The organism is Burkholderia sp. MSMB1459WGS, assembly GCF_001534535.1.
In the GTDB taxonomy this organism is placed as follows: Bacteria; Pseudomonadota; Gammaproteobacteria; order Burkholderiales; family Burkholderiaceae; genus Burkholderia.
Map to the genome: position 1 here is coordinate 60,518 of NZ_LPMU01000039.1, position 23,700 is coordinate 84,217.

20 protein-coding genes and 1 pseudogene are annotated in these 23,700 nt (G+C 67.3%); 13 read left to right on the plus strand and 8 right to left on the minus strand.

The genetic code is table 11. From position 1 onward, the window contains the following. Window positions 1-23: 23 nt before the first annotated feature. Both otnI and denD read left to right on the plus strand, forming a co-directional pair. On the plus strand, window positions 24-800 hold the full coding sequence (otnI, locus tag WT97_RS16225; RefSeq protein ID WP_060353801.1) for a 2-oxo-tetronate isomerase: 777 nt from the start codon (window positions 24-26) through the stop codon (window positions 798-800). A gap of 28 nt (window positions 801-828) precedes the next feature. Continuing rightward, entirely contained in the window at window positions 829-1,800 is a 972-nt protein-coding gene (denD, locus tag WT97_RS16230) for a D-erythronate dehydrogenase (RefSeq protein ID WP_060353811.1), read from the plus strand. 252 nt (window positions 1,801-2,052) lie between these two features. Here the strand turns inward: denD and WT97_RS16235 are convergent, their stop codons facing one another. Both WT97_RS16235 and WT97_RS16240 read right to left on the minus strand, forming a co-directional pair. After that, entirely contained in the window at window positions 2,053-2,328 is a 276-nt protein-coding gene (locus tag WT97_RS16235; RefSeq protein WP_060353812.1) for a DUF4148 domain-containing protein, read from the minus strand. A gap of 72 nt (window positions 2,329-2,400) precedes the next feature. After that, entirely contained in the window at window positions 2,401-2,745 is a 345-nt protein-coding gene (locus tag WT97_RS16240; RefSeq protein ID WP_060030841.1) for a DUF4148 domain-containing protein, read from the minus strand. 211 nt (window positions 2,746-2,956) lie between these two features. Between WT97_RS16240 and WT97_RS16245 the strand changes: the two genes are divergently transcribed. The 3 genes from WT97_RS16245 to WT97_RS16255 all read left to right on the plus strand — a co-directional run bounded on the left by WT97_RS16245 (window position 2,957) and on the right by WT97_RS16255 (window position 5,239). After that, window positions 2,957-3,646: an aspartyl/asparaginyl beta-hydroxylase domain-containing protein gene (locus WT97_RS16245; RefSeq protein ID WP_060353802.1), complete on the plus strand. Its 690-nt coding sequence runs from the start codon at window positions 2,957-2,959 to the stop codon at window positions 3,644-3,646. 100 nt (window positions 3,647-3,746) lie between these two features. Further along, on the plus strand, window positions 3,747-4,016 hold the full coding sequence (locus tag WT97_RS16250; protein ID WP_059502162.1) for a MoaD/ThiS family protein: 270 nt from the start codon (window positions 3,747-3,749) through the stop codon (window positions 4,014-4,016). 74 nt (window positions 4,017-4,090) lie between these two features. Beyond that, window positions 4,091-5,239, plus strand: a complete 1,149-nt coding sequence (locus WT97_RS16255; RefSeq protein WP_060353803.1) for a hypothetical protein — start codon at window positions 4,091-4,093, stop codon at window positions 5,237-5,239. Here WT97_RS16255 and WT97_RS16260 read toward each other — a convergent pair. Then, window positions 5,226-6,170 carry a LysR substrate-binding domain-containing protein gene (locus WT97_RS16260; RefSeq protein ID WP_060353804.1) on the minus strand — a complete coding sequence of 315 codons (945 nt, stop codon included), beginning with the start codon at window positions 6,168-6,170 and terminating at the stop codon, window positions 5,226-5,228. The genes WT97_RS16255 and WT97_RS16260 overlap by 14 nt on opposite strands. Window positions 6,171-6,309: 139 nt before the next feature. On the opposite strand from WT97_RS16260, the gene WT97_RS16265 reads away from it, so the two are divergent. Further along, window positions 6,310-6,735, plus strand: coding sequence for a PACE efflux transporter (locus WT97_RS16265; protein WP_059790071.1), 426 nt, complete (start codon window positions 6,310-6,312; stop codon window positions 6,733-6,735). A 7-nt stretch (window positions 6,736-6,742) separates the two neighbouring features. On the opposite strand, the gene WT97_RS16270 is transcribed toward WT97_RS16265, so the two are convergent. From WT97_RS16270 to WT97_RS16290, 5 genes and pseudogenes are all read right to left on the minus strand, one after another. Further along, the gene (locus WT97_RS16270; RefSeq protein ID WP_060353805.1) at window positions 6,743-7,369 is read right to left on the minus strand and encodes a trimeric intracellular cation channel family protein; all 627 of its coding nucleotides are present in this window, start codon (window positions 7,367-7,369) and stop codon (window positions 6,743-6,745) included. A 307-nt stretch (window positions 7,370-7,676) separates the two neighbouring features. Continuing rightward, window positions 7,677-8,624 carry a choline ABC transporter substrate-binding protein gene (locus tag WT97_RS16275; RefSeq protein WP_034204176.1) on the minus strand — a complete coding sequence of 316 codons (948 nt, stop codon included), beginning with the start codon at window positions 8,622-8,624 and terminating at the stop codon, window positions 7,677-7,679. 103 nt (window positions 8,625-8,727) lie between these two features. Continuing rightward, on the minus strand, window positions 8,728-9,726 hold the full coding sequence (locus WT97_RS16280; RefSeq protein ID WP_059502153.1) for a GlxA family transcriptional regulator: 999 nt from the start codon (window positions 9,724-9,726) through the stop codon (window positions 8,728-8,730). A gap of 107 nt (window positions 9,727-9,833) precedes the next feature. Beyond that, window positions 9,834-10,730 (minus strand): choline ABC transporter permease subunit, encoded by an 897-nt coding sequence (gene choW, locus WT97_RS16285; RefSeq protein WP_059502151.1) that lies wholly within the window; start codon window positions 10,728-10,730, stop codon window positions 9,834-9,836. Then, window positions 10,723-12,446 (minus strand): annotated as a pseudogene (locus tag WT97_RS16290) (glycine betaine/L-proline ABC transporter ATP-binding protein). The gene choW and the pseudogene WT97_RS16290 overlap by 8 nt, the downstream one beginning before the upstream one ends. 52 nt (window positions 12,447-12,498) lie before the next feature. On the opposite strand from WT97_RS16290, the gene WT97_RS16300 reads away from it, so the two are divergent. The 7 genes from WT97_RS16300 to WT97_RS34100 form a co-directional block, all read left to right on the plus strand. Beyond that, window positions 12,499-15,384 carry a DUF2339 domain-containing protein gene (locus WT97_RS16300; protein ID WP_060353806.1) on the plus strand — a complete coding sequence of 962 codons (2,886 nt, stop codon included), beginning with the start codon at window positions 12,499-12,501 and terminating at the stop codon, window positions 15,382-15,384. Then, complete coding sequence (locus WT97_RS16305) at window positions 15,381-16,736, plus strand: DUF3999 domain-containing protein (RefSeq protein ID WP_060353807.1); 1,356 nt, start codon at window positions 15,381-15,383, stop codon at window positions 16,734-16,736. Before WT97_RS16300 ends, WT97_RS16305 begins: the two co-directional genes overlap by 4 nt. A gap of 216 nt (window positions 16,737-16,952) precedes the next feature. After that, complete coding sequence (locus WT97_RS16310; protein WP_060353808.1) at window positions 16,953-17,258, plus strand: NIPSNAP family protein; 306 nt, start codon at window positions 16,953-16,955, stop codon at window positions 17,256-17,258. 311 nt (window positions 17,259-17,569) lie between these two features. Then, window positions 17,570-18,220 carry an NADPH-dependent FMN reductase gene (locus WT97_RS16315; protein ID WP_059502143.1) on the plus strand — a complete coding sequence of 217 codons (651 nt, stop codon included), beginning with the start codon at window positions 17,570-17,572 and terminating at the stop codon, window positions 18,218-18,220. A gap of 236 nt (window positions 18,221-18,456) precedes the next feature. Further along, on the plus strand, window positions 18,457-18,675 hold the full coding sequence (locus tag WT97_RS16320) for a hypothetical protein (RefSeq protein ID WP_006480563.1): 219 nt from the start codon (window positions 18,457-18,459) through the stop codon (window positions 18,673-18,675). 101 nt (window positions 18,676-18,776) lie between these two features. After that, a complete protein-coding gene (locus tag WT97_RS16325; protein ID WP_059502140.1) occupies window positions 18,777-19,679 on the plus strand; it encodes a hypothetical protein in 903 nt (300 codons plus the stop codon). Between the two features lie 962 nt (window positions 19,680-20,641). Next, on the plus strand, window positions 20,642-23,700 hold a 3,059-nt coding region (locus WT97_RS34100), incomplete at its 3' end, for an ESPR-type extended signal peptide-containing protein (protein ID WP_257128493.1).

The window sequence follows — 23,700 nt, forward strand, 5'->3', positions numbered from 1 at the left end:
ATTCATTCACAGGACGCTCCGTCATGCCACGCTTCGCCGCCAACCTCTCGATGATGTACACCGAGCATGCGTTTCTCGAACGCTTCGCCGCTGCCGCTCGCGACGGCTTCAAGGCCGTCGAGTACCTGTTCCCGTACGACTTCGCCGCCGAGGACATCCGTGCGCGTCTCGACGCGCACGGCCTCGAACAGGCGCTGTTCAACGCGCCGCCGGGCGACTGGGCCGCGGGCGAACGCGGCATCGCATCGCTGCCGGGCCGCGAGGACGAGTTCCGCCGCGGCATCGACCAGGCGCTCGACTATGCACGCACGATCGGCAACAGGAAGCTGCACGTGATGGCCGGCATGGTGCCGCCGGGCGCCGACCGTGCGCGCCATCGCGACACCTATCTGTCGAACCTGCGGCATGCGGCGCAGGCGGGGGCCGCGCACGGCATCACGATCCTGATCGAGCCGATCAACCCGCGCGACATGCCCGGCTATTTCCTGAATCGCCAGGACGACGCGCAGGCGATCTGCGCGGAAGTCGGCGCGCCGAACCTGAAGGTGCAGTTCGACTGCTATCACTGCCAGATCGTCGAAGGCGATCTCGCGATGAAACTCCAGCGCGATTTCGCGGGCATCGGCCATATCCAGATCGCGGGCGTGCCGGAACGCCACGAGCCGGACGTCGGCGAACTCAACTACCCGTACCTGTTCGCGCTGATCGACGCGCTCGGCTACGACGGCTGGATCGGCTGCGAATATCGGCCGAAGGCCGGCACGTCCGAAGGCCTCGGCTGGCTCAGGCCGTACCTGTGATTCCCGTATTCCCCAGAGGATGAAGAACATGAAAGTATTGATCACCGGCGGCGCCGGCTTTCTCGGCCAGCGTCTCGCGCGCAAGCTGCTCGAGCGCGGCGAACTGACCGGCCCCGACGGCCGTGTCGAGACAATCGACGAGCTGGTGCTGCTCGACGTCGTCCAGGGCAACGATTTCGGCGATGCCCGCGTGACGTCGATCGTCGGCGACATCGCCGATCGCGCGGTGCTCGAACGCGCGATCGATACGCGCACGGGCGCGATCTTCCACCTCGCGGCGATCGTCAGCGGGCAAGCCGAAGCCGATTTCGATCTCGGCATGCGGATCAACCTCGACGCATCGCGCACGCTGCTCGAAGTGTGCCGCGCGCGCGGCCACCGGCCGCGCGTCGTGTTCACGAGCTCCGTCGCGGTGTACGGCGGCGCGCTGCCCGACGTCGTGCAGGACGACACCGCGCTGAACCCGCAATCGTCGTACGGCGCCGAGAAGGCCATCGCGGAACTGCTGCTGTGCGACTACGCGCGACGCGGCTTCGTCGACGGCCGCGTGCTGCGACTGCCGACCATCAGCGTGCGGCCCGGCCGCCCGAACGCGGCCGCGTCGTCGTTCGCGAGCGGCATCATCCGCGAGCCGCTGAACGGCGAGGAAAGCGTGTGCCCGGTGCCCGGCTCGACGCGGCTGTGGCTGCTGTCGCCGCGCGGCGCGATCGACGCGCTCGTCGCCGGTTGCGAGATCGACGCCGCGAAGCTCGGCAACAAGCGCGTGATCAACCTGCCGGGGCTGTCGGTATCTGTCGACGAGATGATCGCGGCGCTGCGCGAAGTCGCGGGCGACGCGGTCGTCAAGCTGATCCGCCATGCGCCCGACGAACGCGTCGAGAAGATCGTCGGCAGCTGGCCGGGCCGCTGGGATACGTCGCGCGCGGAAGCACTCGGGCTGAAGGGCGACACGTCGTTCGCGGACGTGATCCGCAGCCATATCGCCGACGAGCGGCACTGATGTGCGCCGGGCCGGGCTGCACCGCCGCGGCCCGGCCGATTTTCCGACGCGCCACGACGCGCGTTGCGTCCCGCCCGCCTGCCTGTCCGGACGCGTCACGTCGAACGCGAGCGCCTGCATGACGCGCGCATCGGCGCCGGGACAACATCGCACCACCACGCCATACGATTCGTATCCGTGCGCCCCTCAGCGCGCGTGCCTCGCTCTGCCGCGATGCCGACGGTCTCTCGCAGCACGGGTACATATCGGCCCCTAGTTGCCGCTCTGCGCCGGCATGCCGGGTTCGGCCGCCCGCGTCGTCGACGCCGCCATGCGCGTCCGTTCCTGCTCGGCGAGCTTCGCTTCCGCGGCCTGGATGTCGGCCGGATACTCGCCTTCGTCGCCCTTCGCCGGGTCGTACCCGGCCGCTTCCAGACGCATCAATTCCTCGCGAACCTGCGCACGCGTCAGCGGCGCGGCCGCTTGCGCGAATGCCGACTGACCGACGAGCGCTCCGATCATCGTCAGTAGTGCGATATATGTTTTCATCATGAACTCCTTCAATGAGACGTAACGATCAACCACGGGACAGGCGTGACCTGCGCATGCAGGCGGGTGGGATCAGCTGCCGAAATAGATCGTGCAGAAGCTCGCGGGGCCGACGCATGCGGCGGCGCCCGGACGCCGCGACATCGCCGCCGGCTTGCCCGCTTCGGACGACATGGCCGGATCGCTGCCGACCGCCGTGCTGGCCTGCCGCTGCGGCATCCGCTCGGCTTGGTTCTGAAACAACGGGCTCACGTCCGGATACGACGTATCGGTCACGAAGCGCAACCCGCCGTTTTCGGCGTCGATCAATTCCTGCCGGACCTGCGCGCGCGTGAGTGCCTGTGCGGACGCTTGCGTCGCGACACCTGTGACAGACATCGCCACCATCGTGGCGGCCAACAGCCAGTGCTTGTTCATGTTCCACTCCTTCAGAAGTCAACGAGACGACGTGCTACACCCGTATGACGACGGAGGAGGCATGTTTATTCCCGGCCTGCCGGGCCGCCCTTGCCGGACCTTCATCGAACTGTCATTCGTTCGTCAGCCGGCGTAACCTGACGTAACGCAACGCCCGTCGTGCTTCGGGCAGACTGACCACCACTTCATCCGGACCGCCCATCGATCGACCATGTCCGCCGCTTACGACCATGCAGCCGCCCTGCTGCGCACACTGTACGACCGCCATATCGACAGCGGCGCGGTGCTCGACACGGCCGCATTCCCGGATGCCGAGCGATTCGTGCGCGCGTGGCCCGCGATCCGCGCGGAGGCGCTCGACGTAGCACGCGACATGCCGCGCATCCCGCGCTTTCACGACATCATGCGCGAGCAGTACGACATCTCGGCCAACGACGCGCGCAACTGGCGCATGTTCATCATGCAGGCGTACGGCCAGCCGTTTGCGCGCAACCTGTCGCGCTGCCCGACCGTCGCGTCGCTCGTCGCGACGTCGCCGGACGTGCTGTCCGCGTCGCTGTCGTTCCTCGCGCCCGGCAAGCACATCCCGCCGCATCGCGGGCCGTTCCGCGGCATCCTGCGCGGCTATCTCGTGCTGTCGATGCCTAGGCGCGCGGACGGCACGCCGGCCGCCGTGCTGAAGGTCGACGGCCGCGAATACCGGCTCGACGAAGGCCGCTTCCTGCTGTGGGACGACACGTTCACGCACGAGGTATGGAACGACAGCGACGCCGTGCGGATCGTGCTGCTGCTCGATATCCGGCGGCGCGGGATGCCGCGCTGGCTCACGTGGCTGTCGAATGCGGTGATCGGCGTCGTGCGGCTCGGGATCCGGATCAGGGGACGGTCGATTCCGGTCTAGCAGCCGCGCCGCGCACGGCAGTGCCGTTTCCCCTTTCGGCGCCCGCCGGATCGCCTAAACTACAAGCCATCCCTTCGTGCGGCTCCTGCCAGCTACCGCCATGGCGCACCTCTTCTTCGCCGCATCGATCCAGCGGCATGTCGAAACGCCCGAGCGCGACATCGACGCGCGCACGGTCGGCGAAGCATTCGACACCATTTTCAGCGAGCAACCGCGGCTGCGCGGCTACATCGTCGACGACCAGGGCGCGCTGCGAAAGCACCTGTCGGTGTTCATCGACGGCCAGCCGATCCGCGACCGGCAGCGCCTGTCCGATGCGCTCGGCGACGCCAGCCGCGTGTATGTCGTGCAGGCGCTGACCGGCGGATAAAGGGACGCACGGGCGCAGCATCCCTCCATACCAAGTGCCGTCGCGCCAAGGCGGACCATCCGGAGACACCGCATATGAACGATCGACTGCTCGTCGCCACCCGCAAGGGCCTGTTCGTCCTGCAACCCGACGGTAACGGCGGCTGGACGCTCGGCGAACCGCATTTCATCGGCGAGCCCGTCAGCATGGCGCTCGCCGACCCGCGCGACGGCACGCTGTATGCGGCGCTCAATCTCGGCCATTTCGGCGTGAAGCTCCACCGGCTGCGCGCAGGCGCCACCGACTGGGAGGAATGTGCGGCCCCGGTTTATCCGCCGCAGCCTGCCGACGCGTCGGCCGCCCGTACCGACACGCACACGGGCAGCGGCGACGCCGACGACGCGCCCGCGGGGGCGCCGCAGCCGCCGTGGACCCTTCAGCAAATCTGGTCGCTCGAAGCCGGCGGTGCGGACGAGCCCGGCGTACTGTGGGCCGGCACGATTCCCGGCGGCCTGTTCCGCTCCGGCGACCACGGCGATTCATGGGTACTCAACCGCGCGCTGTGGGATCGCCCCGAACGCGCCGAATGGGGCGGCGGCGGGTACGACGCGCCGGGCATCCATTCGGTGATGGTCGATCCGCGCGACAGCCGACACGTCGCCGTCGGCATCTCGTGCGGCGGCGTCTGGCAGACCGTCGACGGCGGCGCGACGTGGCGTGTGACCGCGGAAGGCATGGAAGCCGACTACATGCCGCCCGAGCGACGCGGCGAGCCGAACATGCAGGATCCGCACCGCGTCGTGCAGTGCGCGGCCAATCCCGACGTGCTGTGGACGCAGCATCACTGCGCGATCTTCCGCTCGACCGACGGCGGCGAACACTGGCGCCGCATCGAAGCGCAACCGTCGAGCTTCGGTTTCGCGGTGGCCGTGCATCCGCATGAACCGGATACCGCGTGGTTCGTGCCGGCCGTGAAGGATGCGTGCCGGATTCCGGTGAACGGCCGGTTCGTCGTCACGCGCACGCGCGACGGCGGCCGCAGTTTCGAGAGCCTGTCGAACGGGTTGCCGGCCGCGCCCGCGTACGACCTCGTGTACCGGCATGGGCTCGCGGTCGACGATTCCGGCACGCGCCTCGCGATGGCGTCGACGACGGGCGGGTTATGGACGTCCGTCGATGGCGGCGACCATTGGCGACAGGTATCGGCGCATTTGCCGCCGGTGTATTGCGTCAGGTTCGGTTAGCGGCGCGAGACGCGTCGGGCGCCATCCGCGCCACCGCATCGCGCGTCCGTGCGATTTCCGCTTCGAGCCAGTCGAGAAACCGCCTGACCTGCGGCTCGCGCTCCCGCCCCGGCCGGCACAGCGCGACGAAGCGCGCACCGTCGAGCCGCACCGCGGGCTCGATCGGCATCAACGCACCGCGCTCCACATGCTCGGCGGCCAGCACCGAGCTGAGCAGCGCGATACCCTGCCCGTGCAGCACGGCCTGCAATGCGTAGTGCTCGTCGTCGTAATGGCGAAACACCGCGCGCTCGAGCCATGCTTGCCGGCCCGCCGCACGACACCACGACGCCCAGTCGACCGACACGGGCAGCGGCGTATCCCACACGGTCTCGATCAGGTCGAGCGGCTCGTCGGTGCGGTGCGCGTCGAAGCCGGCAGCCGCATACGCGCCGAAATACTCGTCGATCAACGCAATCTCGTTCAGCGCGGGAAACTGGCGCGACGTCGCGCGAATCGCGAGATCGATCCGCGCCTCGCGTTCGAGATCGACGAGCGCGTTCCCCGTTTCGACCTTGATGTGCAGATGCGGATCGACACGGCGAAACGCACCGAGCCGGGGAATCAGCCACATCGCCGCAAAGGCCGGCGTGGTGGTCAGCACGAGCGGGCGCTCGTCGGCCGCGTCCGGCCGCACGGCGTCGAGCCCGCGGCTCAATGCCAGCAACGCTTCGTGGCTCGCGCGAAACAGTCGCTCGCCTTCTTCCGTCAGCCGCACGCCGCCTGCGCCGCGCTCGAACAGCAGCACGCCGACGCGGCTCTCCAGCGACTTGATCTGGTGCGACACGGCAGCCGGCGTCACGGACAGCTCGTCCGCGGCGGCCTTGAACGTGCCGAGCCGTGCCGACGATTCGAATACACGCAAAGCGGTCAGGGGGATTTTCGAGAACACGGAGCCTCGCGGATCGAATGCGGCCGGGTTGAATTCGGTTCAATCGGGGTGAGATTAGGTGAATTGAAACGGGCGCGCAACGCGGCTAGCCTTGCGGGGACGTTGCGGCATGGCGCCGCCGTCGAACCGGAGGAACCCCGTGCAAGGCCTACCGCGCAGGATCACGCAGGCGGTGCTCTACGAAGCGATCGCCATTTCCTGCATTTCGCCCGCGATCGCGGCGATCTTCAAGCAGGACCTCGTCTATTCGGGCGCATTGTCGGCGACGATGTCGGCGATCGCGATGCTGTGGAACATGATCTTCAACGCGCTGTTCGAACGCTGGGAAGCGTCGCGGCGGCAGCCGGCGCGTACGCTCGGGCGGCGGATCCTGCATGCCACCGGATTCGAAGGCGGGCTGATCTTCATCCTCGTGCCGGTCGTGTCGTGGTGGCTCGACATCACGTGGTTCGATGCGTTCGTCGTCGATATCGGGCTGTTCGCGTTCTTCTTCTGCTACGCGTTCGTGTTCCAGTGGGCGTTCGATCGCGTGTTCGACGTGCCGGCGGCGACGAAGGGGTCGTGAACAGGCTCTACGCCCCCGCGGCAATTTTCGGCAACTGCCAGCCGAAGCGCACCGCCGCCATCCGCAGCGCCAAGCACGCGGCGCCGCCGAGCACGGCCGCGACGACGGGCGGGCAACCGAGTCGCCGGCACGACACGACGACGACCGCGCCGAGCAGCGCCGCGCTCGCATAGATATCCGTGACCAGCACGACCGGTATCCGCGCAAGCAGCAGATCGCGCACGACGCCGCCCCCGCAGCCGGTCACGGCGCCCATCAGCGTCGCAATGAACGGGTGGACGCGGAATTCGATCGCCTTCACCGCGCCCGCGACCGCGAACAATGCGAGGCCGGCCGCATCGAGCGTCGTCAGCAGCGACGGCGAGAACGACGCGACCCGTGCATGAAACACGAACGCGAACAGTCCCGCGGCGAACGCGAGCGCCGGATAACGCCAGTCGCTCACGGCGCTCGGCGGGCGGGCGCCGATCAACAGGTCGCGAATCACGCCGCCGCCGAGCGCGACGACGAGCGACAGCACCATCACCCCGAACAGATCGAGTCCGGCGCCGATTGCCGCATTGGCGCCTTCGATCGCGAACACCGCCGTGCCCGCGAGATCGGCGGCGAGCACCACTTGCTCGATGCGCTTCATGCGAATGAACGGCCGACATACCGGATCGTCCGGCTGCAGCCTGCGTCGACCGAAGCGATCGCGCCATTCGGCCGCGTGCCGGCTGCGTACAGCCGCCGGGATGCATCGAGGGGGTTGCGGGTCATTGCCGTCTCCTTGGCGGGGATCGAGCAGTCTAGCGCATCGCCCGCCGGCCGTTGGCGCGAGTACGCAGCACGCTGCGCGCTGCGCACAGCAAAAAGCCGGCGCAAGCAGGTCGCCCTGCTTGCGCCGGCTCGACATTCACGCCAGGCTCCGGGCCGCGGCCGCAACGCCCGACGCGTCGAGCTCAATGCACGCCGAGGTATGCCTTCACCGCCGGCAGGCCCGGCTTGCCGTCGATCGTCGTCACGCCGGCCAGCCACTTGTCGAGCGATTGCGGATTCGCCTTCAGCCATTCGGCGGCGGCCTTGTTCGGATCCTGCTTGTTCATGATCGGCACCATCACGTGGTTCTCGATCGACGTCGTGAACTGCAGGTTCGACACGAACTTCGCGACGTTCGGGCAGCGCTGCGCGTAGTCGGGCGGCGTGGCCGTCAGCACCTTCGCTTCGCCGTAGTTCGGGCCGAACACGTCGTCGCCGCCGGTCAGGTAGTCGATCTTCATCTGCACGTTCATCGGATGCGGTTCCCAGCCGAGGAACACGATCCACTGCTTGTCGCGGATCGCGCGGTTCACCTCGACTAGCATCCCGGCCTCGCTCGACTCGACCAGCTTGAACTTGCCGAGGCCGAACTGGTTGCCGTCGATCATCTTCTTGATCAGCGCGTTGCCGTCGTTGCCCGGCTCGATCCCGTAGATCTTGCCGTTGAGCTTGTCCGCGAATTTCTGGATGTCCGCGAACGACTTCAGGCCGCCCTGGTACACGTAGTCGGGCACCGCGAGCGTGTATTTCGCGCCGGTCAGGTTGGGCGTCGCGAGCACCTTGATCGTGCCGGCCTTCGTGAACGGCTGGATGATCGGGTCCATCGTCGGCGACCAGTAGCCGAGGAACACGTCGATCTGCTTGCTCTTGATCCCCGCGAACGTGATCGGCACCGACGCGATCGTCTTCGTCGGGGTGTAGCCGAGCCCCTGCAGCATCGTCGACGCGAGGCCCGTGGTCGCCGCGATGTCGGACCAGCCGACATCGGCGAAGCGCACGTTCTTGCAAACGGGCGGATCGGCCGCATAAACGGCCGACATCGGCGCGGTTATCCCGATCCCGCACACCGCTGCGATCAATAGGCGCTTCATCTTGCTTCTCCTCAAAGTGATGTCGTTTGCTCGAATGCGGGATCGTTTATTGAAGCCGCGCGCCGCGATCCCGGCGACGTCGCGGACCGATTGATCGCCCCGTTCAGCGCCCCGGCAGCCGGCGCTCGTAGCTCGGCGCGTGGCCGAACTGCGCGCGGTATGCCTTGCTGAAATGACACGGCGAATGAAAGCCGCAGACCGTCGTCACGCGCGCGATCGATGCGTCGGTCGTACGCAGCAGGTCGCGTGCACGTTTCAGGCGCAACGTCAGGTAATAGTGGGTCGGCGATACGTTCAGGTACACCTTGAACATGCGCTGCAGATGCCGCTGCGACAGCCGCACGAGCCGCGCGAGCTCCTCGAGCGACAGCGGTTCCTCGATGTTCGCCTCCATCAGCCGCACGACCTCGATCAGCTCCGCGCGCGAGAAACCGACCCGCGCATCGACCGGAATCGGCTGCGTATCGGTCGAACTGCGGATGCGCTCCAGGATGAACTGCTCGGATACCTGCGCGGCCAGTTGCTGGCCGAACCGCATGCCGACGAGGTTCAGCATCAGATCGAGCGGCGCGGTGCCGCCGGTGCAGGTCAGCCGGTCGCGATCGACGACGAACAACTCGTCGGCGAATCCGACCTGCGGAAATTCGGAATGCAGCGCGGACAGGTTCTCCCAGTGCACGGTGCAACGATAGCCGTCGAGCAACCCGCTCGCCATCAGCGCGTAGGCGCCGGTGCAGATGCCGCCGAGCGGCAGCCCGCGTGCGGCAAGCGCCGCGAGCGTATCGCGCGCACGCTCGTCGACCATGTCGCGGATGCGGATGCCGCCGCACACGATCATCACGTCGGGCAGGTCGTCGTAATCGAGCGGCTGCGTGGGCCGCACCGCGATGCCGTTGCTGGCATGCGCGGGCGCGCCGTCGAGCGAGTAGATCGACCACTTGTAGTGTTCCGCCCGTCCGACATAGTTCGCCATCCGAAGCACTTCGACCGCGCTCGAGAACGCGATCATCGAGAAGTTCGGCAGCGTCAGGAAGCCGAAATGGGCGAGGGACGAAACCGGTGAAACGCAGGCAACGGGCGCGACAGCGACGGCGGACGTCACATCGGTCTCCTGGCGAGGAGGTTGCAGGGAGCCAGCCCCGCGGCGCAAGCCGCGGGAGCCGTTATTCGACGAGGGTGAGCGGCCGGAGCGTGCCCGGCCGCCGGAGATCAGGCCTGCGCGGGCTCGGCCTTCACGCGAAAGAGCTGCTTGAGGCCCGAGAACAGCGGCGCTTTCGCGGTGCCCGGCGCGCGGCCGAAGCTCTCGGTGATGCGGTCGAGAATGATCGCGAGCAGCACGACCGACAGACCGCTTTCGAAGCCGAGGCCGATGTCGAGGCGCTGGATACTCGCGAGCACGTCGTTGCCGAGGCCGCCCGCGCCGACCATCGACGCGATGATCACCATCGACAGCGCCATCATGATCGTCTGGTTCACGCCCTGCATGATCGACGGCAGCGCGTTCGGGAACTGCACCTTGTACAGCAGTTGCCACGGCGTGCAGCCGAACGCCTGCCCGGCTTCGACGATCTCGCGGTTCACGTGGCGGATGCCGAGGCTCGTGAGACGCACCGCGGGCGGCATCGCGAAGATCACCGTCGACAGGATCCCCGGCACGCGGCCGAGACCGAACAGCATCGCGGCCGGAATCAGGTAGACGAAGGCGGGCATCGTCTGCATCAGATCGAGGATCGGGCGCACGATCGCGGCGACCCACTTGCTCTTCGCGGCCCAGATGCCGAGTGGGATGCCGAGTACGAGGCTGATGATCGTCGACGACAGCGTGAGGCCGAGCGTGATGACCGTCTGATCCCAGAAGCCGGTCGCGAAGATCAGCAGCAGCGACGCGGTGGTGAACAGCGCGAAGCGCCAGCCCACCCGCCACAGCCCGACGCCGATGAAGATCGCCATCATCAGCCACATCGGGATCGCCTGCAGGCCATGCTCGACGAATGCCGCGAGCCCCTCGATCGCTCGACCGATCGCGTCGAACGTCTTCGCGTCGTGGTCGAGCAGGTAGTGAACGGACTGGTCGACCCAGGTACCGAGCGGAATCATTTCAGACATGGGAACCTCGCGAACGCGTGATGGCCTTCAGGATGAGCGCGCGATCGACCGAGCCGCAGTAGCAGCCGTCGTCGTCGACGACGGGCAGTGCATTCGGGCTCGCGACCACGCGCGCGACGACGTGTTCGAGCGACGCATCGCGCCGGATGCTTTCGATCGGCCGCACGGACGGCGTGTCCTGACCGATCGCATCGCGCGTGACGAAACCGCGGATCTTGCGTTGCGCATCGAGCACGAACGCGTATTCGGCGCTGCCGTTCAGCGACGCGGCGACGTTCGCGGCATCGCACTTCGACATGGTAGGCACGGCGCCCGTCTGCATCAGGTCGCCGGCGGTGAGGTAGCGGCTGGTGTCGATGCCGTCGAAGAACGCGCGCACGTAATCGTCGGCCGGGTTCGCGATGATGTCCTGCGGCGTGCCGACCTGCACGAGGCGGCCGCCTTCCATGATCGCGATGCGGTTGCCGATGCGCAGCGCCTCCTCCAGATCGTGCGACACGAACATGATCGTGCGGCGCTGGTCCTTCTGCAGTTGCAGCAGCACGTCCTGCATTTCGCGGCGCTTGAGCGGATCGAGCGCGGAGAACGCCTCGTCCATGATCATCAGCGACGGGTTCACGGCCAGCGCGCGGGCAAGGCCGACGCGCTGCTGCATGCCGCCCGACAGCTCGGACGGCAGCTTGTGCGAAAACGGCGCCAGGCCGACCTGCTCGAGCACTTCCATCGCACGGCGCTCGCGCTCCTTCTTGCCCATGCCCGCGACTTCCAGCCCGAACGCGGCATTCGACACCACGGTGCGATGCGGCATCAGCGCGAACGACTGGAACACCATGCTCATGTCCTTGCGGCGCAGCGCGGTCAGCGCCGAGCGGCGCGCCGACGCGACGTCGAGCCCGTCGATCAGCACCTTGCCGGCGCTCGGATCGACCAGCCGGTTCACGAGGCGGATCAGCGTGGACTTGCCGGAACCGGACAGGCCCATCAGCACGAAAATTTCGCCTTCCTGCACATCGAAGGAGACGTTGTGCACGCCGACGACCTGACCGGTGCGCTTGAGCACATCGTCCTTCGTCGCGCCGGCGGCGAGCATGTCGAGCGCCTGCTGCGGATTGCTTCCAAACACCTTGCACAGACCTTCGACCACAACCTTGGGGGCATCCATCGAAACCTTCTCCTCGTGTAGCGGGGACTCGCGCTTGTCATAGCGTGCCTACATAGTTGCCAGAAAAAACCCCGGCCTGCCGACGAATTACGACAAACGCTTGCGCAAATACGACACGGCCGCCAGCCCCGTCCGGCGGGCCGCGCCGCCCTTTGCGGCGGCGCAATACGCGCTCGGCCTGCTGCGACGGGCATCGCCCTTCGGACTTGTGCGCAGCAGCGCGGCGAACGGCACATGGGATTTTGCGCCAGGCCGCATTCGGCACGCGTCGCTTTCCGACAAGTTGACGTCCGTTCCGGCGCGCATCTACTCAGACGAAAACGCGCATCGCATTCGTCAATAAAAAGCATGACCGTGCAAAAAGCCGTATGGCGACACCGAACGGCGCACGCCGCGATACCGCGCCAACCGCGGAAATCCGGGCAGGCACGCTGTGATACATTCGCCGCAAACACGCCGATCGCGACGTTGCCGCGGGCCTTTCGCACGAAGGCGCCAGCCGCATGGCGCGCGCATGCCGGTTCGCCTGCCGGCCGTGCTGAAACCGCCTCGATCCGGTGCGATCCCGATCGAAGGACGATAACGATAGTGAGAGGGAGCAAGGCGTTGAACTGGGCATTCGCCGTAATCGGTTTCGTCGTGGGCGGCATCGCCGCCCTGATCGGGGATTTCCCGGCCGCGAGCGGCGCGCTGCTCGGAGCCGCCGCCGGGTTCTGGGTCGGGCACGCGCTGCGGCAACGCAAGCTGCAGAGCCGGCGCGCCGTGCCCGACGCATGGGCCAGCTCCGCGCCGCCTCCCACCCCGTTACCGCTCGCCGATCGCGTCGCGCGCCTCGAAGCCACCGTCGACACGCTCACGCGCGAACTCGACGCGCTGCGCGCTCAACTGGCGGGCGCGAAAGCCGGGACGGCGACATCCGGTGGCATCGCGCCGACGGCTTCGGCCGACGCCGCCTCCGCACCGCTGCCGACGCACTTCCCGACACCGCCCGCGCCGGCCACCGCGGCACGCGCCTCGGCTGCGTCCGTTCACGCCGACACCACCGCCAGCGCACCTGCCACTCCGCCCGAACCGCCCGCGCCGCGCGAACCCGGCATCGCCGAACGCGCGTTCGGCGCCGCGCGCGACTGGCTGCTCGGCGGCAACACGGTCGTGCGTGTCGGGATCGTCGTGCTGTTCTTCGGCGTCGCGTTCCTGCTCAAGTACGCGGCCGACAACGACATGCTGCCGATCGAATTCCGTCTCGCGGGCACGGCGCTCGCGGCGGCCGCGCTGCTCGCGATCGGCTGGCGCGTGCGTGCGCGCCGCGCCACATACGGCCTCGTGCTGCAAGGCGGCGGCGTCGGCATCCTGTACCTGACGATCTTCGCCGCGACCAGGCTCGATGCGTTGCTGCCCGTCGGCGCCGCGTTCCCGTTGATGGTCGCGGTCTGCGCGCTGAGCGCATTCCTCGCGGTGCGGCAGAACGCGCTGCCGCTCGCGTTCATGGGCAGTGCGGGCGGCTTCCTCGCACCGATCCTGCTGTCGACCGGCCAGGGCAACCACGTCGCGCTGTTCGGCTACTACGCACTGCTGAACGCGGGCATCTTCGCGATCGCGTGGTTCAAGGCCTGGCGCCCGCTGAACCTGCTCGGCTTCGTGTTCACGTTCACGATCGGCTCCGCGTGGGGCGTGACGGCCTATCGCCCCTCGCTGTTCGCGAGCACCGAGCCGTTCCTCGTCCTGTTCTTCCTGATGTATGTCGGCATCGCGCTGCTGTATGCGGTGAAACGCGAACTCGCGCTGCGACACTATGTGGACGGCACGCTCGTGTTCGGCACGCCGATCGTCGCGACCGCGCTGCAGGCGTCGCTCGTGAAAGGCATGCCGTTCGGGCTCGCATGGAGCGCGGTCGCGCTGTCGGCGTTCTACGTCGCGGTAGCCGCATGGCTCGCGCGGCGCCGCGATCGCCTCGGTCTGCTGTTCGAATCGATGCTCGCGCTCGCGGTCATCTTCGCGACGCTCGCGGTGCCGTTCGCGTTCTCGGGGCCGACGACCAGCGCCGCGTGGGCCATCGAAGGCGCAGCCGTCGTGTGGCTCGGCGTGCGCCAGAAACGCCTGCTGCCGTTCGGCTTCGGGCTGCTGATGCAGGTCGCCGCGGCCGGCGCGTTCTTCACGAGCCTGCTTGGCCCGGCCGACACGGCCGCGCTGCCGGTGCTCAACAGCCCGTATATCGCGATGCTGCTGATCGCGCTCGCCGGCCTGTTCACCGGCTGGTGGCTGCACGGGCGCGGCGAAGCGCGCGCATGGCATGCATGGATGCCCGAGATCGGCGTCGCGGCCGCCGCGTGGGGGCTGCTGTGGTGGGTCAGCGGCGGGCTGCACGAGATCCTCGTCCATGCGAGCCGACACGTCGACCTGCATGCCGAGCGCTTCGTCGTCGATACGACCGCGCTGTTCGCGGCCGGCACCGCATGGCTCGCGCACGCCGCGCGCCGCCGGCTCGCGTGGCCGCTCGCCGAATGGCCCGCGCTCGCGCTCGCACCGGTGCTGGCGCTGCTCGCGCTGCGTGCGTTCGATGCGCACGAAGCGCCGCTGTCGGGCATGGGCGCGTTCGCGTGGCCTGTGGCCATCGGCGCGGGATTTGCGCTGCTGTGGCGCCAGTCGCGCGGCACGACCGACGCCGCCGACGCGCGGGGTGTGACGCCCTCCGTTGCAGCACGCATGCTCGCGCCGCTGCATACGCTGACGTTCTGGACCCTGGGCGGGCTGCTGGCGCTCGAAGGGTTCTGGCGCCTGCGCGCGTTCGTCCCGGAAGGCGCATGGAGCTGGAGCGCATGGGCGTACGGCTTCGGCGCGCTGCTCCTGCTCGTGTCGGGCCCGGGCTCGCGGCTGCGCTGGCCCGTCGCGGCATTCCCGCGCGCCTATCAGGTGTGGGGAGCCGCGCCGCTCGCCGCGCTGCTGTGGCTGTGGAGCCTCGCCAGCACGGTGAGCGACGGCGACGCAGCGCCGCTCTTCTGGCTGCCGCTGCTCAATCCGCTCGACGTCGCGCAGGGTCTCGTCTTCGTCGCGTTCGCCGCGTGGCTGCGTCGCCTGAAAGCGCTCGGCATCGCGTGGCATCCGCGCGTCGCCGGCTATCTGGCGATCGCGACCGTGTTCCTGTGGTTCAACGTGCTGATGCTGCGCACGCTGCATCACTGGGCCGGCGTGCCGTACGCATTCGGCGCGATGGCCGAATCGACGCTCGTGCAGGCGTCGGTGTCCGTGTACTGGACGGTCTGCGCGCTCGCCATCACGATCTGGGCCACGCGCCGCGGGCTGCGGCCGCTGTGGTTCGTCGGCGCCGCGCTGCTCGCGCTCACGGTCGTCAAGCTGTTCCTGTTCGACCTGTCGCACGTCACCGGCATCGAGCGCATCGTGTCGTTCATCGGCATCGGCGTGCTGCTGCTGTTGATCGGCTATTTCTCGCCGCTGCCGCCGAAGGCCGCCGCGCAACAAGGCGGCCGGCCATGAAACGACGCGCCGCCCTGCTCGGGCTGAGCCTGCTCGCGTCGTTCGCGGCGGCCGACGGCGCACCGAACGCCGGACGCGCGATGCAGCGCTTCGCGCTCGACCTCGACGGCAGCGCCGCGTATTACCAGCTCACCGTGCCTCAGCCCGTGTATGCGGCGAGCCGGCGCGACGATCTCGGCGATGTGCGCATCTTCAACGGCGCGGGCGAGCCGGTGCCGTACTCGCTCGACGCACCCGCCGCGGCTGCGGCCGCCGTGCCGCCGTCCCGCACGCCGGTGCATTGGTTCCCGCTGCCGCCCGCGCGCGCCGAGAACGGCAACGCGCCGCCCGGCGTGACGGTCGGCCCGGACGGCGCGCTGCGCGCGGTCATCGCGACGCCTTCGCGCACCCGGCACGGCGCGGACCTCGTCGACCTGTCGCATGCCGACGGCAACATCGACGCGCTGCTCGTACACGTGGGCGACGACAGCTACCAGGGGCGTGTGTCCGTCGAAGCCAGCGACGACCTGCGCACCTGGCGGCCACTCGGCAGCACGCAGTTGCTGAAGGTCGGCCGCGGCAACGACATGCTGGTGCAGGAGCGCATCGCGCTCGACGGCGCCGCGCCGCGCTACCTTCGGCTGGACTGGCCCGACGGCGCGCCGTCGATCGCGTCGGTCGACGTCGAGACGCATCCGCGCGACGCGCGCGGCGTCGACACGGCGTCCGTGCCGCGCCAGTGGCGCGACGCCGTGCGGATACGCGCCGGCGCTGCGCCAGGCGAGTATCTGTTCGACACCGACGGCGCGTATCCGGTCGACCGCGTGCGCATCGACCTGCCGCAGCCGAACACCGTCGCGCGCGCGACGCTGCAAAGCCGCGCCGATGCGCGGGCGCCGTGGCGCGACGTCGCGTCCGCCGTGCTGTTCCGGCTGCAGGGCAAGGGCGGCGAGCAACGCAATCCGCCGCTCGAGTTCGTCGCGAACACGGATCGCACATGGCGAATCGTCGTCGACATGCGCAACGGCGGGCTCGGCGGCGGCCAGCCGGCCGTCGCGCTCGGCTGGCATCCGGCCGCGCTGACCTTCGTCGCGCGCGGCACGCCGCCGTTTACGCTCGGCGTCGGCGACGCGTCGCTCGCATCGTCGGCCGTGAGCCGCGACGCACTGCTGGTCGGCATGGTGCCGGAAGTGCGGCCCGCCCGCGTCGGCGCGGCGCTGCCGTCGGCGGTCGTGCCGGCGGCAGCCGCCGATGCGGATGCCGGGCGCCGCTACGTGCTGTGGGGCGCGCTGATCGTCGCGGTCGGCGTGCTCGGCGCGATCGCATGGCGCCTCGCGAAAGGCGGCGGCGAGACGCACAGCCGCGACGAGTAAATCCCGGGGTAACGCGGCTGGCGGACGGAACGAATATCGTTCGCGCCGATGCCGCGTGCACGTCACGGCAAGCGCATCGAAGCATCGATCGTTGCCCGCGCAAGCAACGCGTCGTGCGATGAAGTCGCGTGATGATGGGCCTGTCCGGCGCGCTCGCCGTTGACACGTGCCGCCCCGCGCTCCAGACTCGCCGCTCCGTCACCCCCGCGAGTGCCCATGATCACCTGCTTCCTTCGCTACGTCGTCGATCCGTACAAACTCGTCGAATTCGAAACCTACGGCAAGATGTGGATTCCGCTCGTCGAGCAGTTCGGCGGCACGCATCACGGCTACTTCCTGCCGTCCGAAGGCGCGAGCAACATCGCGCTCGCGATGTTCTCGTTCCCGAGCCTCGCCGACTACGAGCGCTACCGCGAACGCTCGAAGGACGATCCCGCCTGCCAGGCCGCGTTCTGCTACGCGGAGCAAACGCGGTGCATCGTCAGCTACGAACGCAGCTTCTTCCGGCCGGTATTCGAGTAACGGGCCACGCCCCTGCGCATCGCACCCCGTTTTCCGGCCGAGGACGAAAAAAAGCCCCGCCAGCATCCGCGCGGCGGGGCCAACCCATGTCAGTAGAGACATCATGGAGGAGACGAGCCCATCTTATCGACCGTGGCGCACCGTCCCAACCAAGCATTTCTGCTATCGATCTGCGGGGCCGCGCACACGCTTGCCGTCGCCGCGCGGCATATCGATAGAACGAAAAGTCGTTTTCAGAGTGGCGACCGGGTCGTTACCATCTGGTTTTAAGCCTGTGCTTAGCCGGGCAAGCCATTCCCGAGGAGCGCCCCTTGACTGCATTCGATCAACACCGCCGCCCGTTCGTCGTCGGCATCGGCGGGACCACCCGAGCCGCGTCGTCCACCGAACGCGCGCTGTCGTTCGCACTGCGCGGTGCGCAAGCCGCCGGCGCGCGCACGCGCCTGTTCGACGGCCCGTTCCTGCATACGCTGCCGCACTACGCGCCCGAACATAAAACGCTGACCGACGCGCAGCGCGAGCTGATCGACGCCGTGCGCCAGGCCGACGCGATCATCATCGCCACGCCCGGCTATCACGGCGGCGTGTCCGGTCTCGTGAAGAACGCGCTCGACACGCTCGAGGAGCTGCGCGCGGACGATCGCCCGTATCTCGACGGCCGTGCGGTCGGCCTGATCGTCACCGCGTACGGCTGGCAGGCGGCCGGCACCGTACTGACGTCGCTGCGCTCGATCGTCCATGCGCTGCGCGGCTGGCCGACGCCGTTCGGCGCCACCGTCAACACGCTCGAAACCCGCTTCGAAAGCGCCGATAGCTGCTCGGATCCGAAGGTCGTCGCACAACTCGAGACGGTCGGCGCGCAAGCCGCCGAATTCGCGCTCGCGTTCGCGTCGCATCGTGCGGCCTCGCATGCGGCATCGGTCGATGCGCTCGCCCCCGTGCTGAAAGTCGCCAACCAGTAACCTCCGCATTCCGCCGCGCGCCTTCGGTCGACAGGATTCGACGGGGTCGCGCGGCGCGTCTTCCGACGCGCGGCGATGTGCCGGGCGTGTCGCCGCCCCTGCCGAAAGCCCTCTCCCCGCGCACCGCCCCGATAACGATTCAGCCCCCCGCGTAATTTGCATTGGCCGAAAGATTGGTTCACGCAGGCGGCCCGTTTTCGTACGCTGAAAGTCCGAACTTTTTTGCGCGCCACCCCATGAACCGTACGATCCGCTACAAGGGCTACGAAGTCGCTCCCGCTGCCGCCCGGTTGCCGAACGGGCTGTTCGCCGCCAACCTGACGATCGAACGCGCGAGCGGCGGGCCGTCGCCGCGCTCCGTGTCGTTCGACGCAATCGATTTCTTCTTCGAGGAAGAACACGCCCTCGCCTACGCGTCACGCTGGGGCCGCCTCTGGGTCGACACGAACGCGTGACCGCGACGCGCGCGGGGCCGGCGTGCCCATGGCCACTCGAAAATACGCGATGACGGAAGCTGTGCAAGAATCTTTCGATCCGTAATCGCATAACAATAGCCATGACCGACACGCTGCACGAAGAGCATGCAGCCGCAGATCACGCGATGCGCAACTGGACCTTCGAGAGGCAAGGCCCGGTCCGAATCGGTTCCGATGCGCACAAGCAGATGTTCTGTCGGATGCTGCTCGACACACACAACCCGTACAAGCCGGCCGTGATCGACTGGCCGGCGCTCCAGCCGGCCGAACTCAGGCGGCTCACGTCGCTGCCGATCTGGGACATCGCGGTGCAAACCGAAGGCCGCGCGTCGATCCGCGTGGCGACCTACGCCGCGACGGTCGACGATCCGCTGCTGCGCCGCGCGCTCGAGATGGACGGCGGCGAGGAAGCCCGCCACAAGGTCGTGCTGTCGAAGCTCGTCGAGGCGTACGGCATCGCGCTCGCGCCGGAGCCGGCCTACCCGGCGCCGAAGCATGCCGAATGGGCATGGATGGTCACGGGCTTCAGCGAGTGCATCGACAGCTTCTTCGCGTTCGGCCTGTTCCGTTCCGCGCAGCGCTCCGGCTATTTCCCGCCCGAGCTCGTCGAAACCTTCGAACCGGTGATCCAGGAAGAAGGCCGCCACATCCTGTTCTTCGTGAACTGGTTCGCGTGGCACTGGCGCAACCTGCCGTGGTGGCGCCGGCCGTGGTTCTTCGTACGTGTCGCGGCCGTATGGGCGCACCTGATCCGCGAACGCATCGGCATTGCGCGCGGCATTGACGCCGATGGCGTCGCGCACGACGCGAACTTCCCGGCAACGAGCACCGCCGACATCGGCGATGCGCTGAATCCGCGCGAGCTGATCGAGCTGTGTCTCGCGGAGAACGACCGTCGGATGGCCGGTTACGACGAGCGCCTGCTGCGCCCGATGTTCGTGCCGCGGATGGCGCGGTTCGCGCTGCGGTTCATGAAGAAGTAAAGTCGGGCGCTTGCCGCCGGTCATGCGGCAAGCGCCTGATTCAATCCACGCCCCGGGACCGAATGTGGCGTGTCCGACACATTCAATCCATCCCTATTTTTCTTCGACACGCCAGCACACACACGGCATGGGCGGCAAATTGCCGCGCCCGGATCTGACATTTCAGGCGCCGCCGACCCGACGCTGACCCGCGATATCTGACGTCCTGTCGCCATCACGCGAAACGCCTGCCGCGAGCGCGCCAGCTCGACTCCGGCATGTGCGCCTATTCCGCCTTGACGCCGACTTTGATGCAATCGTCAATAGGACAAATCCGATAAATTGACGCGAATTGTTTCGTCTCTGCGCTCCGTAGCACTTTTTTACAACTTCCACCGACCGGGCGGCCCGGAATGCCCGCCGCGCGGGCCACTGCGCCGGCCGGGATGCGCATATCGGCATAATTCAATTCCCTCCGAGTCGGATAAATTCAATTATCAGATAACCACCAAATACAAACTCAAATCCCGTCAAAACCAAAACATCAACAAGATAATTAAATGCCTGCAGCATTATATCTCGGCACATCGACTTACATTACAAATATGAAAGACTTCGGCACCTCGCAAACGTTTGCTATTTCATTTGTCTTACTTTTTGAGCGATCCGGTGTGTAACCTACCGTACAAAAGTCAATTAAGCCATTGATTTAAAAGGTAAATTTTTTTGACGTGGCAACCACTTACGCCCCCTACATCGAACGTTCGGCCATCTTTCAAATTCATTCACGCCAGACGCATCAAAACACGATGCATTAACCATTCTTTAACTTTAAAAACACCTCATTTATCACTGTTTGTCAATCTTTAAAATCCACCTCCAATAAACTCCGCCCATCAATTTTGAGATTCGCGCGAGCGCACGGAGTAATCCTCTAACGAAAGAGACCGGTGTGTTGCGTGCACATTTGGAGGTAGCAGGACATGAACCGCACATACCGCTCGATCTGGAACGAAGCCCTTGGCGCCTGGGTCGCGGCATCGGAAAACGATTCGGCACGGGGCAAGCCGAACAAGTCGGCCGTGGTGGTCGCCGCCGTCGCAGCTCTGGCGATCGGCCTGCCCGGGCTGGCCGAAGCCAATACGCTCAACACACAGCAAACCTGCTTCACGGGAAGCAACGGCGCGGTCGGCCGCGTCAACCCGGGCGGCACGCAAAACCAGGCCGGCGACGGCTCCGGAACGTACTCGGTCGTGGCTGGCTGTAACTCCAACGGCAACGGCTGGACGGGCGTCACGGTATATGGGTCGTTCGCGCAGGCGACCGGCAACGGCGCCGTCGCCACCGGCATGCAGTCGTCGGCTGGACTCTGGGGCGTCGCGGCCGGCCTCGAAACGACCGCCAGCGGCGCCGGTGCGACCGCACTCGGCTTCGGCTCGACTGCAAATGCGCTGAACTCCGTCGCGATCGGCGGCGCGGGCGGCAACGGAACGACGCCGCTGTCGCAAGCAAACTCGACCATCGCTTCGGGCGCGGGCGCAGTCGCCATCGGCAGCAACGCGACGAAGGGCGCGCAGTCCGCCGCGTCGGACGGTATCGCGATCGGCGGGCAGTCGTCCGTCGCGTCGGGCGCCACGTCGGGTATTGCTGTTGGCCGTGGTGCGACCGTCAACGGTGCGTACGGCATCGCGCAAGGCGATGGCGCGACGGCAAGCGGCGTCTCGTCGGTCGCCCTGGGTCAATCGGCAACCGCCGGTTCGAATACGGGCACGGGTGGCGGCATCGCGATCGGCAACAGCGCGAACGCAGGCACCGCTTTCTCCGGCACCACGATCGCAATCGGGAACGGCGCAACCGCGACGTCGCCGTCGGGGTCCGGCGATTCGCTGGCACTCGGCACCAGTGCGGCGGCCACGGGCCAAGACTCGACGGCGATCGGCGCCCAAACTGCCGCCAACGGCATGAACTCGATCGCCATCGGCAACAATGGCACGCTCGCCACCGGCACGGGCGCGCAAGTCATCGGCGTCGGCTCCACGGCCAGCGGCACGAACGCGACGACGTTCGGCACAGGCTCAACGGCGACTGGTACCGGTGCGCTTGCGCTCGGCGCAGGCAGCAACGCGAAGTATGCGTCCAGCGTCGCGCTCGGCGCGGGAAGCGTCACCGGGACGGCTGCGCCGACCGGAACGGGCTATCTGACGGGCAGCGCCGCGCCGCTGTCGGAAGTGTCGGTCGGCAGCGCGAGCGCGCTGCGCCGCATCACGAATGTCGCCGACGGCTCGGCTCCGCAGGACGCCGTCACCGTCGCGCAGCTCAGCACCGGCATGAGCACGACCACGAGCGCGATCGGCAGCCTGTCGACTTCGGCGTCGACGGGTCTCTCGTCGGCCAACAGCTCGATCTCGTCGTTGTCCACTTCGACCTTGAGCGGCATCAACTCGCTGTCTACCGGCCTGAGCTCGGCTAACAGCTCCGTCACGTCGCTTTCGACCTCGACGTCGACGGGCCTCTCGTCGGCCAACAGCTCGATCGCGTCCCTGTCCACGTCGACCTCGAGCGGCATCAACTCGCTGTCTACCGGCCTGAGCTCGGCTAACAGCTCCGTCACGTCGCTTTCGTCTTCCACGTCGACGGGCCTCTCGTCGGCCAACAGCTCGATCGCGTCCCTGTCCACGTCGACCTCGAGCGGCATCAACTCGCTGTCTACCGGCCTGAGCTCGGCTAACAGCTCCGTCACGTCGCTCTCGACCTCGACGTCGACGGGTCTGTCCACGGCCAACAGCTCCATCACCTCGCTCTCGACTTCGACCTCGACGGGTCTGTCCACGGCTAACAGCTCCATCACGTCGCTCTCGACCTCGACTTCGACTGGCCTGTCCACGGCTAACAGCTCCATCACGTCGCTCTCGACCTCGACTTCGACGGGTCTGTCCACGGCTAACAGCACGATCACGTCGCTGTCCACGTCGACTTCGACTGGCCTGTCGACGGCTAACAGCTCGATCACATCGCTCTCGACCTCGACGTCGACCGGTCTGTCGACGGCTAACAGCTCGATCACGTCGCTCTCGACCTCGACCTCGACGGGGCTGTCCACGGCGAATAGCTCCATCACGTCGTTGTCGACCTCGACCTCGACGGGCCTGTCCACGGCCAACAGCTCCATCACGTCGCTTTCGACTTCGACCTCGACGGGCATCAACTCGCTGTCCACCGGCCTGAGCTCGGTCTCGACGAAGACGGACAACCTCGGTAATAGCACCGCCTCGGCACTTGGCGGCGGTTCGACGTACGACCCGACGACGGGCAAGGTCTCGGCCCCGTCGTACACCACGTACAACGCGAATGGCACGACGTCGACCGCCAACAGCGTGGGCTCGGCAATCGACAACATCAACAGCCAGGGCATCAAGTACTTCCACGCGAACTCTACCGGCCCCGACAGCACCGCAACGGGTGCCGACGCTGTCGCCATTGGCTCCGGCGCTGTCGCCAGCACGGACAACTCCGTCGCGCTCGGCGCCAACTCGAAGACTACCGCGGCAACCGCCACGAGCAGCGCCACCGTCAACGGCGTGACGTTCAGCGGATTCGCTGGCGCCAATCCGGTCGGCGTCGTCAGCGTGGGTGATAGCGGCAAGGAACGACAAGTCACCAACGTTGCCGCAGGCCAGGTGACTCCGACCAGTACCGATGCGATCAACGGCAGCCAGCTGTATTCGGTCGCTCAGCAAGTCGGTACTGCGACCAGCGCCATTTCGTCGCTGTCCACGTCGACTTCGACTGGCTTGTCGACGGCCAACAGCTCGATCACCTCGCTGTCGACTTCGACCTCGACTGGCCTGTCCACGGCCAATAGCTCCATCACGTCCCTGTCGACTTCGACCTCGACCGGCCTGTCCACGGCCAACAGCTCGATCACGTCGCTGTCGACCTCGACTTCGACCGGTCTGTCGACGGCTAACAGCTCGATCACGTCGTTGTCGACCTCGACCTCGACGGGCCTGTCGACGGCTAACAGCTCGATCACGTCGCTGTC

Excerpts from the sequence above, each read along its gene's own strand:
- denD (WP_060353811.1), top strand. The coding sequence starts at position 829 with ATGAAAGTATTGATCACCGGCGGCGCCGGCTTTCTCGGCCAGCGTCTC.
- choW (WP_059502151.1), bottom strand. The coding sequence starts at position 10,730 with ATGTCTGAAATGATTCCGCTCGGTACCTGGGTCGACCAGTCCGTTCAC.
- WT97_RS16320 (WP_006480563.1), top strand. The coding sequence starts at position 18,457 with ATGAACCGTACGATCCGCTACAAGGGCTACGAAGTCGCTCCCGCTGCC.
- otnI (WP_060353801.1), top strand. The coding sequence starts at position 24 with ATGCCACGCTTCGCCGCCAACCTCTCGATGATGTACACCGAGCATGCG.
- WT97_RS16250 (WP_059502162.1), top strand. The coding sequence starts at position 3,747 with ATGGCGCACCTCTTCTTCGCCGCATCGATCCAGCGGCATGTCGAAACG.
- WT97_RS16240 (WP_060030841.1), bottom strand. The coding sequence starts at position 2,745 with ATGAACAAGCACTGGCTGTTGGCCGCCACGATGGTGGCGATGTCTGTC.
- WT97_RS16245 (WP_060353802.1), top strand. The coding sequence starts at position 2,957 with ATGTCCGCCGCTTACGACCATGCAGCCGCCCTGCTGCGCACACTGTAC.
- WT97_RS16310 (WP_060353808.1), top strand. The coding sequence starts at position 16,953 with ATGATCACCTGCTTCCTTCGCTACGTCGTCGATCCGTACAAACTCGTC.
- WT97_RS16325 (WP_059502140.1), top strand. The coding sequence starts at position 18,777 with ATGACCGACACGCTGCACGAAGAGCATGCAGCCGCAGATCACGCGATG.
- WT97_RS16270 (WP_060353805.1), bottom strand. The coding sequence starts at position 7,369 with ATGAAGCGCATCGAGCAAGTGGTGCTCGCCGCCGATCTCGCGGGCACG.
- WT97_RS16275 (WP_034204176.1), bottom strand. The coding sequence starts at position 8,624 with ATGAAGCGCCTATTGATCGCAGCGGTGTGCGGGATCGGGATAACCGCG.
- WT97_RS16235 (WP_060353812.1), bottom strand. The coding sequence starts at position 2,328 with ATGAAAACATATATCGCACTACTGACGATGATCGGAGCGCTCGTCGGT.
- WT97_RS16305 (WP_060353807.1), top strand. The coding sequence starts at position 15,381 with ATGAAACGACGCGCCGCCCTGCTCGGGCTGAGCCTGCTCGCGTCGTTC.
- WT97_RS16255 (WP_060353803.1), top strand. The coding sequence starts at position 4,091 with ATGAACGATCGACTGCTCGTCGCCACCCGCAAGGGCCTGTTCGTCCTG.